The 12,981-nt window shown below is 68.6% G+C and carries 12 protein-coding genes and 2 tRNA genes; 5 read left to right on the top strand and 9 right to left on the bottom strand.

What is annotated here, in order from left to right; all coding sequences use genetic code 11:
- The first annotated feature begins 1 nt into the window (after window position 1).
- Window positions 2-1,171, top strand: coding sequence for a winged helix DNA-binding domain-containing protein (locus FHR38_RS22105; RefSeq protein WP_184536470.1), 1,170 nt, complete (start codon window positions 2-4; stop codon window positions 1,169-1,171).
- 181 nt (window positions 1,172-1,352) lie between these two features.
- On the opposite strand, the gene FHR38_RS22100 is transcribed toward FHR38_RS22105, so the two are convergent.
- Window positions 1,353-1,751, bottom strand: coding sequence for a winged helix-turn-helix transcriptional regulator (locus FHR38_RS22100; protein ID WP_184536469.1), 399 nt, complete (start codon window positions 1,749-1,751; stop codon window positions 1,353-1,355).
- Between the two features lie 109 nt (window positions 1,752-1,860).
- Here FHR38_RS22100 and FHR38_RS22095 point away from each other — a divergent pair, with 109 nt between their 5' ends.
- From FHR38_RS22095 to FHR38_RS22085, 3 genes are all read left to right on the top strand, one after another.
- Complete coding sequence (locus FHR38_RS22095) at window positions 1,861-2,778, top strand: NADP-dependent oxidoreductase (protein WP_184536468.1); 918 nt, start codon at window positions 1,861-1,863, stop codon at window positions 2,776-2,778.
- Between the two features lie 133 nt (window positions 2,779-2,911).
- Entirely contained in the window at window positions 2,912-3,088 is a 177-nt protein-coding gene (locus FHR38_RS22090; RefSeq protein WP_312882329.1) for a DUF4267 domain-containing protein, read from the top strand.
- Window positions 3,089-3,251: 163 nt separating this feature from the next.
- The gene (locus tag FHR38_RS22085) at window positions 3,252-3,719 is read left to right on the top strand and encodes an SAM-dependent methyltransferase (RefSeq protein ID WP_184536467.1); all 468 of its coding nucleotides are present in this window, start codon (window positions 3,252-3,254) and stop codon (window positions 3,717-3,719) included.
- 301 nt (window positions 3,720-4,020) lie between these two features.
- On the opposite strand, the gene FHR38_RS22080 is transcribed toward FHR38_RS22085, so the two are convergent.
- From FHR38_RS22080 to FHR38_RS22055, 6 genes are all read right to left on the bottom strand, one after another.
- Entirely contained in the window at window positions 4,021-5,058 is a 1,038-nt protein-coding gene (locus tag FHR38_RS22080) for a tellurite resistance/C4-dicarboxylate transporter family protein (protein ID WP_184536466.1), read from the bottom strand.
- A 38-nt stretch (window positions 5,059-5,096) separates the two neighbouring features.
- Window positions 5,097-5,558: a helix-turn-helix transcriptional regulator gene (locus tag FHR38_RS33585; protein ID WP_376771423.1), complete on the bottom strand. Its 462-nt coding sequence runs from the start codon at window positions 5,556-5,558 to the stop codon at window positions 5,097-5,099.
- A 127-nt stretch (window positions 5,559-5,685) separates the two neighbouring features.
- Window positions 5,686-6,090 carry an NUDIX domain-containing protein gene (locus FHR38_RS22070; RefSeq protein WP_184536464.1) on the bottom strand — a complete coding sequence of 135 codons (405 nt, stop codon included), beginning with the start codon at window positions 6,088-6,090 and terminating at the stop codon, window positions 5,686-5,688.
- A 245-nt stretch (window positions 6,091-6,335) separates the two neighbouring features.
- Window positions 6,336-6,412 (bottom strand) — tRNA-Ile (locus tag FHR38_RS22065).
- 97 nt (window positions 6,413-6,509) lie between these two features.
- Complete coding sequence (locus FHR38_RS22060; protein ID WP_184536463.1) at window positions 6,510-8,642, bottom strand: MMPL family transporter; 2,133 nt, start codon at window positions 8,640-8,642, stop codon at window positions 6,510-6,512.
- 157 nt (window positions 8,643-8,799) lie between these two features.
- Window positions 8,800-8,872: transfer RNA gene (locus tag FHR38_RS22055), tRNA-Asn, on the bottom strand.
- Window positions 8,873-9,130: 258 nt separating this feature from the next.
- Here FHR38_RS22055 and FHR38_RS22050 point away from each other — a divergent pair.
- Window positions 9,131-9,517: a hypothetical protein gene (locus FHR38_RS22050; RefSeq protein WP_184536462.1), complete on the top strand. Its 387-nt coding sequence runs from the start codon at window positions 9,131-9,133 to the stop codon at window positions 9,515-9,517.
- A 158-nt stretch (window positions 9,518-9,675) separates the two neighbouring features.
- On the opposite strand, the gene FHR38_RS22045 is transcribed toward FHR38_RS22050, so the two are convergent.
- Together FHR38_RS22045 and FHR38_RS22040 are read right to left on the bottom strand one after the other, a co-directional pair.
- Window positions 9,676-10,683: a sugar phosphate isomerase/epimerase family protein gene (locus FHR38_RS22045; RefSeq protein WP_184536461.1), complete on the bottom strand. Its 1,008-nt coding sequence runs from the start codon at window positions 10,681-10,683 to the stop codon at window positions 9,676-9,678.
- An 86-nt stretch (window positions 10,684-10,769) separates the two neighbouring features.
- Window positions 10,770-12,932 (bottom strand): ThuA domain-containing protein, encoded by a 2,163-nt coding sequence (locus tag FHR38_RS22040; protein WP_184536460.1) that lies wholly within the window; start codon window positions 12,930-12,932, stop codon window positions 10,770-10,772.
- Window positions 12,933-12,981: the final 49 nt, after the last annotated feature.

The following is a 12,981-nucleotide window of genomic DNA, read 5'->3' as shown; positions in this document are numbered from 1 at the left end:
CATGGCCAACCTTTCCACCGTGATGCCGCAGCTGTCCTGGCCCGAGGTGTGGGGCCGGCGGCTCGGCAGGCACGGACTGTCCGCGCCGTTCCCCGGCCGAGCAGTCGATGCCGTCGCCGCCATGTGCGGCGCCCACGCTCAGGTGCTCTCCGCCGCTGAGGTCTCCATCGGGCTACGCGTAGCCGGTGTCACCCGCAGCGACGTCCGGGACGCCCTGTGGAACGAACGCAGTCTGGTCAAGACGTTCGGGCCACGCGGCACTGTGCACCTGTTACCGAGCCGCGAACTACCCCTGTGGACCGGCGCGCTCGGGGCGTTGCCACCGTCGTCGAACAGCCTGTCCGCCGACGCGCGGCTGACGCCGGACCAGACCGACGAGGTCGTCGCGGCCATCGCGGAGGCACTGGCCGACGCGGAACTCACCATCGACGAACTCACCGCAGCGGTGGTCGCCAGCAGCGGCTCCTGGGCCGCCGACCCGGTGGTGCCGGCGTTCGGCGGCATGTGGCCGCGCTGGCGTCAGGCGATGCACCTTGCCGCGCACCGAGGGGTCCTCTGCTTCGGCCCGAACCAGGGACGGAAGGTGACCTACACCAGCCCGCAACGGTGGCTGCCCGGGTTCCAGCCAGCCCCGGCACCCGACGCCCTCGCCGGCCTGGTCCGGCACTACCTGCATGCGTACGGGCCGGCCACACCGCAGCACTTCGCGCAGTGGCTGTCCGCACCTCGCCGCTGGGCGGCCCAGTTGTTCGACTCCCTCGCCGACGAACTGCAACCAGTCGACGTCGCCGGCACGGTCGCCTGGGTCACCGCTGGCGACACCGCGCCCACACCCGTGCCAGCGCACGGCGTACGGCTACTGCCATATTTCGACGCCTACACCGTCGGCTGCCACCCGCGTGAGCAGCTCTTCCCCGGAGCTGCCGCACAACGCGCGCTCTCCGGCGGCCAAGCCGGAAACTTTCCGGTACTGCTCATCGACGGCACCGTCGCCGGGATCTGGCACCTCCGCCGTTCCGGACGCAAGCTGAACATCACGGTCGAACCGTTGACCACGCTCACCGTCGCCCAACGCCGGGACCTCGACGAGCAGGCAGACCGGATCGGGGAGATCCTGGAGGGCAGACCACATCTGACCATCGGCACGGTGACCGTGGGCGGCCACGCGTAACCACGCGAGCGTCAGCCAATTGGTGGCACATTCGTTCGTCGGACCGGACGTGGCCGGCAACGAATCACATTCCCGCAGCTCAGGGGTTGATTTCTCGCCACCACGATGGGTGTATGGCGCTTCCTCTCGACGTCGTCAGGACAACGAGGTCCCCGACGGCCACATGGAGCGTCCACTGGACTTATGACCGCGCGTCGAACTGGGCGCGGGCCTGAAAGACGCGATCCATGTGTGCCTCTGCCCATGTCTTGATCGCGACCATCACCGGGAACAGGTCGTGGCCGAGCGGGGTGAGCGCATAGTCGACGCGGGTCGGCACCGACGCGGTCACGGTACGGGTGAGCAGTCCATCGCGTTCCAGTGTGCGCAGGGTCTGGGTGAGCATCTTCTGGCTGACGCCGGCGATGCGGCGGGCGAGTTCGCTGTGCCGCTGCGGGCCGTCTGCGAGCGCCGCGATCACCAGTGCCGCCCATTTGTCGGTGAGCGTGCTCAGCAGTTCCCTGGTCGGGCAGCCGACCAGGAACGCGTCATAGTCGCGTTTGGCCTGCTCTCGTCGTTGTCCAGCGGTCGTAGTCGCCATGTTCCCCCCACCTTGCCGGTGCCCTAGGCACTTCCAGGTACCTACTTTCCCACGTGCGCGAGGGTGCCTACCGTCATGACGAACATGAAGTCCAGCGGAGGGAACGGCGATGCGCGCAGTCAGGTATGCACAGTTCGGCGGGCCGGAGGTTCTGCACGTGGCGACGGACCTGCCGGTGCCGCAGCCGGGGCCGGGACAGGTACGAGTACGGGTCGCCGCGTCCGTCGTGCACCCGGTCGATCTCATGATCCGCGCCGGTCGATTCCCAGCGCCACTGCCGGCCGGGCTGCCGTATGTACCCGGCTGGGACGTAGCCGGCACGGTCGACGCGGTGGGTCCGGCCGTTGGAGATCTGACGGTGGATGACGAGGTCGTCGGTTTCTCGCCGTGGCTACGCACCACGGTCGGTGCCCATGCGGAGTATGTGGTCCTCGACGCCGCATGGCTGACCGCCGCGCCCGTCGGCATTCCCGCCAGCGAGGCCGCGACCCTGCCGACCAACGGCCTCGCCGCCGCCCAGGCCCTCGACCTGCTCGCGCTCCCGGTGGGCTCGTCCGTGCTTGTCACCGGTGCCGCCGGGCAGGTCGGCGGGTTCACCCTGGCGCTGGCCCGAGTCACCGGCCTGCACGCCACGGGAATAGCGGGGGCCGACGACCGCGGGTTCGTCGAGTCGCAGGGCGCGACGTTCGTGCCGCGCTCGGACGATCCGATCGCGGTAGCGCCGGACAGCTTCGACGCGGTTGTCGACCTGGCCGTGATCGGCCCATCGGCGATGGAACTGGTCAGGGACGGCGGCGGTTACGTGGCCGCCTCACCCCCGCTGCGCCCGGAGCCGGTGCGGGGCATCCGGACGTTCGCACTGGACGTGCTGCCGGACAGCTCCCGGCTAGGCGAACTGGTGAAATTGGCAGAAAGCGGTGACATCCCGCTCCGGGTCGCCGGCGTCTACTCCTTCGCCGACGCGGCAGCGGCCCACAACCGACTGGCCCAAGGCGGCGTACGGGGCGGCGTGGTGATCGTTCCCTGATCTGCCGCACTGGATCACCGCCCCCACACACACTCTCCTGCCGTGGACGAGGCGCGGTGCCAGTAGCTGAAAGTTCTCATGTCGCAAGATCCGCTTCACCACAGCGGGAACCCATGCTCATCAACGTCGCACCGTGTTCGCCGGACTAATCGGCGTAGGCATCATCTTCATGGGCGCGTACGCCTTCTGGGCACCGCAGGCCGCAGCCGGCTTCGGCATTCCCGACACGCCGGTCAAGGACCCCAACTTCCAGGCCTGGCTATCCGTCAAGGCCGTACGCGACATAGCCTCGGGGCCACCGCCGTGGTGATGCTGGCGATCAGCGGCCTCCTGCTCGTCGGGTAACCGATGCCATACAGCGGTACTGCCGATCCTGGCGGATGCGGCCTCCCGGATCGTTACGGCATGGCCGAGAACGGCACGGTCAAGAACGGCGCCAATGGCCCGACACTCGTACGGACGTGGAAGGAATAATGCACAGCTTCGAGATCACCCCGATAGGTACCGTTCGGAACGCCAGGACGGACGTTCAGCACACGGACAACTGGGGTGCCGTCCTCAGCACGATCACCGTTGACGAGCGCTTCGGCGATGCGTGCCTCCAGGGTCTGGAGGACTTCTCCCACGTGGAGGTCCTATTCATTTTCGACCAGTTCCCGGAACACGGCGATCACCGCGAGCCTCGTCCCTACCGCGGCCGTCCCGATCTCCCGCCCGTTGGCGTGTTCGCCGGCCGCGGCCCGCGCAGACCGAACCGCATCGGGGTGACGTGCTGCGCCATCGAATCCGTCGACGGCCGCGAACTGACGGTGGTCGGCCTCGACGCGGTCTCGGGCACCCCGGTCATCGACCTGAAGCCAGCGATGGCGGAGTTCCTACCGGAGAACGTCAAGCAGCCGGAATGGGTCAGCGGTCTGATGTCGGAATACTTCCAGCCGTAAGGATCCGGCCGATCACCATGCCTCTCTGCCCACACGCTGTCGGTGGGAGCCGCATTGCCGCGTCGTCGGTCGCCTACGGGATCACCGAACCCGGTTCACCTATAGCTCCAGAGGCAACAACAGAAGGAGGTCGCTCCGTGAGGTAGGGCGGGAGGACTGACTGTGGAAGTGCGGTCAGGCCTCCTGGCTCGTGCTGGTCGCCCAGAGATCTTGAGCGGAACTCGCGCCATGACAGGGGGCTTCATTGCCGAATCGCTACCGGCAACGCGGGGCGGTCGCGGAATCTGACAATCGCGGCAGGCTATGGCGTGCCGACCGTCTCGGGTTGGGTTCGTCGCAACAGCGAACGCGTCAGCGCCACGCACATGGCGGCGAAGACGACGCCCCATGCGCCGACGGCGAGCCAGGTCCAGTCCTGCCCGATGCCGGCGACGATGGGCAGCCGCGCCGCCGTTCCCAACTGCATGCTCGCCATCGCGTACATGCCGAGGGGGAACACGATGCTCCACAGCGCCGGACCGTATTCCAGCTCGACCCGGCGCAGCACGTGGCGCCACAGGCCGAAGGCGATCAGCATCGGGATCAGCCACGTGCCGAACGCCCACAGCACCAGCCCGAGTCCGGCCAGGACCGGACCGGCGGCGAGCACCGCGGGCGCTTCCGGCATCTGGATGATCTGGGCCGCGGCGAAGACCGTGATCGCGGTAGCGCCCATGGTCACCCAGTACGGCGGGGTCAGATCCTGCGGGCGCACCTTGAGCAGCAGCAGCCGGGTCAGCAGCAGTGTGGCGACGATGAGATACAGCACGAAGCCGACCGACCACATCAGCACGGCGATCAGCGCGGCGGTATACGTGTAGCGGGTACCGGGCGAGTCCAGGGCCGCGGCGGCGATCGCGATCGACTGGGTGCCGACCACCCAGATGAACCAGGTCCCGTTCACCCCCTCCAGGATCGGCCGGGGCCGGGGACCCAGGATCAGCCGTACGGGGATCGTGTAGGACAAGACCAGCCACACCGCCGCACCCACGATCGCCAAGACGGTCGCGGTGGCGCGATGGCCATCCGCGACCAGCCGCGAGGCGAGGACGTTGCAGGCCGCCACCACGGTGAAGAACGCGAACGCCTTCTCCGGTGCGGAAAGGTCGTCGAGGACCTGGCGCGGGTAGCGGACCAGCCGCCAGCCCAGAGCGATGGTCAGAACAACGAAACAGGCCACCGCGATGGCGAGCAGAACGGCCGACGCGGTCGGCTGTCCGATCTCCCGCAGTGCCGCAGAACAGATACCGGTCGCCATGACCAGTGCGAAGTAGCCCGGATACAGGCTCGCCACCGACATGCCAACACAATCAAGGTGGCGGGGTGTGGACACACGGGTCATTGGACCCTAGTACTCCAACGTCCCTTCGCCGGGCTGTCTCGCCGACGGTGTTTCCGGCGATCTCGGTTGGTAGGTTTCCGCGGCTGGGAACGGCCGACGAAGAGGGTCTCCGCGATGTCACGGTCGCTCATCCCCTGCGCCATCAACCGCAAGACTTCCACCTCGCGCGGGATGAGCCGGTCCGGGTTGCTCCCGGCAGGGTAACCGCGGCGCGGCCCACCCTGCGGCTCCACCGCCCCGAGACGAGAGCCACCGCTGGACGCGGAGGGCGCGCGGGCAGACGAAGAAGAGAACCGGTGGGCGTCCACGGTTTGGTCCCGTCCAGCACGACAACGCCCAGCTTGCCGCGCAGCGGATCGGGGAAGGCGAGTGCGAACCTGGGCAGACCAGCGGCATCGCTGCCCGCCCAGGCCAGAAGGCTGGCAACCGGTCCCTGCGGTTTCGACTACCGACCACATCGACCCCCGGTACGTGCCACGGCGGGCACAGTGGAAGCCGTCGAAGGGGTCGTCAAGTCCTGCGAATCGACGGCCACAAGCCATTCGGCTCAGGCTGCGCAGTCATGCCGATGACAGCGCGTTGAGTTCAGGCGCGGGCGCCCCGTATCGCTTCCACCAGCGTCTTGCCCAAGGGTTCGTGGGCGACCGGAGGCAACTCCTCAGGCCGGAACCAACGGATCTCGTCATGTTCATCGGGAGCGACGTTGGTCGGTGTCCCCTCCCACTCACCGACAAGCCAGGCGCTGAGGCGTACGGACTCCCCTCTGCGGCCTATGTCCAGCCGACACAGATGGATCGCCGATCCCGTTGCTATCCGCACGCCCAGTTCCTCGTGCATCTCCCTCGTGAGCGCGGCCAACTCTGTCTCACCTGTCTCGATGTGTCCGCCCGGCAGATCCCACACGTCCGGGTAGGCGCGGCGGTTCGGACTCCGGTGGACGAGAAGGACTCGACCTTCGCGAACCAGCGCCGCGACAACGACCTCGTACATGGGTGGGATTAGAGCACGACCGTCTGACCAAGAACGTCCGCAACTGCCGCAGATAAGGGGCGGTGGCAGCTCAGTCAGGGCGTCAGCCGCCTGTCGACACATCCGTCCACCGGCGTCGCTGCAGGGCCAGCGGCCCGGATGCGCCGATCCGGGACCACGCGCACGTTTATCCAGTTCACGGCGCGCTTTGCGAGGGCCGTTCGCGTACGCCATCCGGTTTCACGTTTTCCCAGCTCACATGCTGCTGGTGGGGCGGACGGGACTCGAACCCGTGACCGATCGATTATGAGTCGACTGCTCTAACCTGCTGAGCTACCGCCCCTCGCCGGGCGAAAGCCTAACGTACGTGCCCCGTTCGTGTGGTCTCCGCCAGACCAGCCCGGCGCGACCCGCCCGCGACCAGGGGCCGATCGGTCACCTCACCGGTCGGGCGGACCGTCGGAGTCGCCGTGGTTACGCCGCCGGGCGAGCCGGCTCGGCCACCACATCGGCGGGCCCAGGTCGTACGCCAGTGCCGGCACGAGCAGCGAGCGTACGACGACGGTGTCGAGCAGCACGCCGATCGCCACGGCGAGGCCGAGTTCGACCAGGATCACCATCGGGAGTACGACCAGCGAGGCGAAGGTGGCAGCGAGCACCACCCCGGCCGAGGTGATCACACCACCGGTGACCACCAACCCGCGCAGTGTCCCGGCCCGGGTGCCGTGTTTCACCGCCTCCTCGCGTACCCGGCTCATCAGGAAGATGTTGTAGTCGATGCCGAGCGCGATCAGGAACACGAAGGCGAAGAGTGGGAAGGACGAGTCGATACCGGGAAAGTCGAGGACGTACTTGAACAGCAGCGCGCAGAGCCCCAGCGTCGCGGCGAAGGAGAGCGCGACGGTGAGGATCAACAGCACCGGCGCGACCAGGGAACGCAGCAGCACGGCGAGGATGATCGCGATCACCACCAGCACCACCGGGATGATCACGTTGCGGTCCCGGTCCGACGCGTCGGCGGTGTCCACGTCGATCGCGGTCGAGCCGCCGACCACCGCGTCGGCACCGGGCACGTCGCGTAGCGCCACCCGCAGCTGACGTACGGTCTCCTTCGCCGCACTGCTGTCGATCGGATCGGCGAGGGTGGCCTGGAGTTGGACCCGCCCGTCGACCACCTTCGGTTCGGCGGTGTCCGGCTGCGCCGGTTGTCCGGGGGCCGCTCCGGTCTGCGGGGTGACCGGCTGGACCTCGGCGATCCCGGCGACCCCCCGGATCCGCTCCGCCGTCCGGTCGGCCGCCTCCGCCCGGGTGAAGACCAGCACCGGGTCACCCAACCCACCCGGGTAGTGCCGGTTGATCGTCTCCTGCCCGGCGACCGCGTCGGTCCGACTGGTGAAGAGGTCGACCTGGCTGAGGGTGTTGGTACTGAACTGGGTCAGGCCGATGGCCAGCGCGGCCAGCGCCAGACTGGTGACCAACCAGACGGTACGGGCCCGCCGGGCGACGAAGCCGGCGATCCGGTGCCACATACCCCCCGCCGCCTCGGCCGAGTCGAACTGCGGTCGGCGGGGCCAGAACGCCCAGCGCCCACCGATCAGCAGCAGCGCCGGCAGGAAGGTGAGCATGACCACCAGGGTCGCCCCGATGCCGACCGCCGATACCGGTCCCATCGCCTGGTTGGATTCGAGCCCGGAGAGCAGCAGACAGAGCAGGCCGGCGATGACCGTGGTCCCGGAGGCGATGATGGCCGGCGCGGCACCCCGCCAGGCCACCAACATGGCCTCGGCCGGGTCGGGATGGTTCCGCAGTTCCTCGCGATAGCGGGCAATGAGCAGCAGCGCGTAGTCGGTGCCGGCACCGAAGACAAGAACGGTGAGGATGCCCTGCGCCTGCCCGTTGAGCATGATGATGTCGTTGTCGGCCAGGTAGTAGACGGCGAGGGTGGAGAGCAGATACGACACACCGGCGCTGAGCAACGGAATGATCCACAGCACCGGGCTGCGGTAGACGATCAGCAGGATGACCAGCACCACGCAGAGGGTGACCAGCAGCAGCCGCCCGTCGATGCTGGAGAAGACCTCGATCAGGTCGGCCTGGAGGCCGGCCGGTCCGGCGACGTTGATGGTGAGCCCGCCTTCGCCCTTGCCGGTGATCTCCCGTAGCCGGTCGACGACGTCCTGTACCTGGGTTCCCTCGGCGTCGCTGATCGGCACCATCACCTGGAGTGCCTGTCCGTCCTGGCTCGGCACGGGTGGCGGCACCGGCGGCAGCACCCCCGGCACCTCGGCGAACCGGGCCGCGTCGGCGCCGGCCCGCTGCCGGTCCGCCTCGGTGATGCCGCTGCTGCGCTGGTAGACGACCAGCGCTGGCGTCGTCTGCTGCTCGACGAAGCCCCGGGTCAGCTCCAGGGCCTGGCTGGATTCGGCGTCCTTGGGCAGGAAGGCGACGTTCGAGTTGGTCGCCACGCTGGTGAGCTTCCCGCTGTAGGGGGCGGCGATCAGGGCGATGACCACCCACACGAGCGCCACCGCGATCGCGACCAGTACCGGCCTGCGCGTCCGATTTTCGACCATTCCAAACCCACCTGTCGCACGTCGCTCAGGCGACGCCCCCGCGTATCCGGGACGGCTGCCGGCCCGGAAGCCCGGCTGGCCACCTCGTGTGGTGGACGGGCCCCAGATATGACGATGCCCGCCGACCTGGGGTCGGCGGGCGGGTTTGGTGAAGAGGCTCCCCCGTTTGGACTCGAACCAAAAACCTGCCGGTTAACAGCCGGCTGCTCTGCCAATTGAGCTACGGGGGATTGCAGTGTGCTCGGCTTCCGGATCTCTCCGTCGCCGTGCGACGGGACAAGAGTACAGGACACCGGGGGGTGCTTCGCTACCGGGTTCTCCGCGAAAAATCGCCCACTCGGATATCGGGGCAAATTGTGATGATGGTCGTCTCAGGCATGCCCATCCAGGAGGATGGGTAGATAGCACCGGACAGACGACGTAGGCGCGACACGGTGGCACACCGGACCCCGGTGAGCGACTCCGCGTCAGGTACGAGAGGAGCCGCCATGCGCGGAAAGCTGTGGTTCATCGGCGGGCTCGCCGCGGGCTTCGTCCTAGGCGCCCGCTCAGGCCGTGAGACGTACGAGCAGTTGGTCGTCAAGGGCCGCAAGGTGCTGGATCACCCGACGGTGCAGGAGGCAGCCGGGGTCGCCCAGGCCCAGGCCACCCGCCTCTACACCGAGGGCCGGGACAAGCTGAGCCAGACCCGCCTCGGCGAGAAGCTGCACGTCAGTTCGAGCACCGACAACACCACGGAGCTGACCCCGGCGGACAACGCCCTGGCCAGCGCCACCTCCGGCGCGAGCCGGACCACCGGCACGTCGACCGCTTCCGCGACGACCGAACCTCGGGCGAAGTCGCCCGGTTCCAACACCAACGGCAGCACGGTCTGAACCTCGATCTCGGCGCGGGCTTGAACCGTCGCCGCAGCGCAGACTGAACCGTCGGGCGGGGGTGGTCACCGGTACCGGTGACCACCCCCGCCGCACGTTCACTTCCCGCTGGTGTGCCGGCTACGTGTTCACTTCCCGCTGGTGTGCCGGCTACGTGTTCACTTCTCGCTGGTGAAGGCGGCGTCGAAGGCAGCGGTCGGCGCGTCGAAGGCGAGTCCACGGACGAACCGCAGCGCCTCGGGGGCACCCACCAGCCGGTCCATGCCGGCGTCCTCCCATTCGATCGAGATCGGGCCGTCGTACCCGATGGCGTTGAGCGCCCGGAAGCAGTCCTCCCACGGCACGTCCCCGTGCCCGGTGGAGACGAAGTCCCAGCCGCGCCGCAGGTCGGCCCAGGGCAGGTGGGAGGCGAGCCGCCCCCGCCGCCCGTCCCCGGTACGCACCTTCGCGTCCTTGCAGTCGACGTGGTAGATCCGGTCGGCGAACTCCAGGATGAAGTTGACCGGATCGAGTTCCTGCCAGACGAAGTGCGAGGGATCCCAGTTCAGCCCGAACGCCGGCCGGTGCCCGATCGCCTCCAGGGTGCGCCGGGTGGTCCAGTAGTCGTACGCGATCTCGCTGGGGTGCACCTCGTGGGCGAACCGTACGCCGACGGAGTCGAAGACGTCGAGGATGGGGTTCCACCGGTCAGCGAAGTCCCGATACCCCTTCTCGATCATCGAGGGCGGGACCGGCGGGAACATGGCCAGGGTGTGCCAGATCGACGAGCCGGTGAAGCCGACGACGGTCCGTACGCCGAGCTTCGCCGCCGCCCGTGCGGTGTCCTTGATCTCGGCTGCCGCGCGTTGGCGTACCCCCTCGGGTTCGCCGTCGCCCCAGATCCGGGCCGGCAGGATGCCCTGGTGCCGTTCGTCGATCGGGTGGTCGCAGACTGCCTGCCCGACCAGATGGTTGGAGATCGCGAAGACCTGGAGGTGGTACTTGGCCAGGGTCTCCCGCTTGCGGTCGACGTACGTGTCGTCGGCGAGCGCCTTGTCGACCTCGAAGTGGTCCCCCCAGCAGGCGATCTCCAGTCCGTCGTAGCCCCACTCGGAGGCCAGCCGGCACACCTCCTCGAACGGTAGGTCGGCCCACTGGCCGGTGAACAGCGTGACGGGTCGCGCCATACTCCCTCTTCTCCCTCCCTGATGGAAGGAAGGGCCCCTTCCTATCGCTTTCTGCCTTGGTCGGGGCCTTTCCTCACCGCGCTGCGCTACGGCAGCGTCCACTTCTGGTTGGCTCCGCTGTGGCAGGTCCAGATGTGGATCTGCGTACCGTCGGCGGAGTTGTTGCCGGAGACGTCCAGGCACCTACCGGACTGCGGGTTGAGCAGCGTGCCGTTGACCTGCGGCGTCCAGTTCTGTGCCCCGCTGCCGTTGCACGTCCACAGCTGGACCTTCGTGCCGTCGGCGGTACCGCCAGCCGACACGTCCAGGCACTTGCCGCCCAGCCCGACGACCGGGCCACCGCCGGAGGTCACCGTCCAGCGCTGTGCCCCGGTGCCGTTGCAGCCGTACAACTGGATCTTGGTGCCATCCGCGGTGGCCGCACCCGCCACGTCCAGACACTTGCCGGCCAACCCCACGACCGGACCGCTCCGGGGACCACCACCGGTCGTCCGGACCAGGGTGAAGTCGTCGACGTCGAACAGGCCGCTGCCCGTACCGGTGAAGGTCAGGTAGAGGTTCCGCAGCCCGGCGGGGACGGTGGAGAGCGTCGTGGTGACGTCGGCGAAGGACTCCCAGCCACCGGTGTTGGGCACCGCCACCGTGCCCAGCACCGCGCCGCTGGCCGAGTCGGCCCGCACCTGGATGGCGCCGCCGGGCCCGCCGGAGACCACCCGGGCCCGGAAGCTGGTCACCCCGGTCAGGTCCACCCCGGGGTACGCGGCCCAGTCGCCCGGGTCGACGTACCCCAGGGTCTGTCCGCCGTTGGCCCCCGCCTTCGGGTACGGCTGGACGCCGCTGGCGGTGCCGAACGCCTCCGCCTGGATGGTGGTGTTGCCGCCCGGCGTACCCAGATCCTTGATCCGGATGTTGCGGAACGACGCGTCGTCGCCGTCGCCGTGGTTCTGGATGCCGATGTGACCGGCCAGCGACCGCGCCGGGTCGGTGTTGGTGAAGTCGTTGATCTTCACCCCGTTGAGGAAGACCTGGAGTCGTTCACCATCTACGAGCAGTTCGTAGGTGTTCCACTCCCCCGGCGGGTTCAGCGCCGCGTCCCGGGCGGCGATGTCCGCCGACTTGAACGTGTAGACCGCACCGGTGGTCCGGTCCGCCGTGTCGGTAGCGTCGATCTGGACCTCGTAACCGTTGTTCACCGCCGACCACGGGTCGGTCGACGGCGGGAAGCCGATGAAGACCCCGGTGTTGTCGTCGCCGGCCAGCTTCCAGTCCAACTTCAGGGAGTACGACGTGAACTCCCGCGCGCTGTACCAGTAGAGGCCCATCCCGCCGACCGAGGTCAGCGTGGCGTCTGCGTTGGTGAAGCTGCCCGGCCCGGCCTGGGACCAGCCACTCGTCGAACCGTTGTACAGGGTGGTGTAACCGGACTCGGCCCGGCAGTCGGCCTTGGTCCGGCCAGCCGCGTACCGGATGCCGCCGAGCAGGTGCGCGCGGAACGCCGGCTCGGCGTACGACTGCTGGGTGTGGCCGCCGCCGGTGTAGAACGAGCGGCCACCCTCGTACGGCTTGCACCAGGTGTGCGGGTGGTCGGCCCCCATCCCACCACCCGAGTACGACGACTCGTCGAGCGTGGTCAACACGCGCGCCGTGGAACGGGCGTTGGTCCGGTAGTTGTACCACTCGTCGGTGCGGGTCCAGGTCTGCGGCAGGTGGGCGGTGGCAGCATGCCCTCGGTCGACCGCCTTGACGTTGGCCTGCTGGATGGCCGGGTGCGAGGCGAAGTACGCCCCGACCAGGTTGCCGTAGAACGGCCAGTCGTACTCGGTGTCGGCGGCGGCGTGGACACCGACGTACCCGCCGCCGGCCCGGACGTACGACTCGAACGCGCCCTGCTGACCGGCGTCGAGCACGTCACCGGTGGTGTTGAGGAAGACGACCGCCTCGTACTGGGCAAGGTTGCCGGTGGTGAACGCCGTGGCGTCCTCGGTGGCGGTGACGGTGAAGTTGTTCGCCGCGCCGAGGTCCCGGATGGCCTGGGTGCCGACGGCGATCGAGTCGTGCCGGAAGCCGGCGGTCTTCGAGAAGACCAGCACGTCGTACGGGGCGTCGGCGGATGCCACCGGGCCGGCCGAAACGCCGCTGGCATCGACCGGGGCGGTGCCGGCGGTGGCCGGGCCGGCGGGCGTGGTGCAGGCGAGCGCGGCCAGGGTCGTGGTGGCTGCGGCGAGGACCGGACGGAGGAGTCTACGCATGGTTGCTCTCCTATCGACGGTGGTGGGGAAGGGCCCCTTCCACGGCGGA

The sequence above is a fragment of the Micromonospora polyrhachis genome, from assembly GCF_014203835.1.
Classification (GTDB): Bacteria; Actinomycetota; Actinomycetes; order Mycobacteriales; family Micromonosporaceae; genus Micromonospora_H; species Micromonospora_H polyrhachis.
Note: the sequence above shows the minus strand (reverse complement) of the source record. Positions and strands in the feature narration are given on the sequence as shown.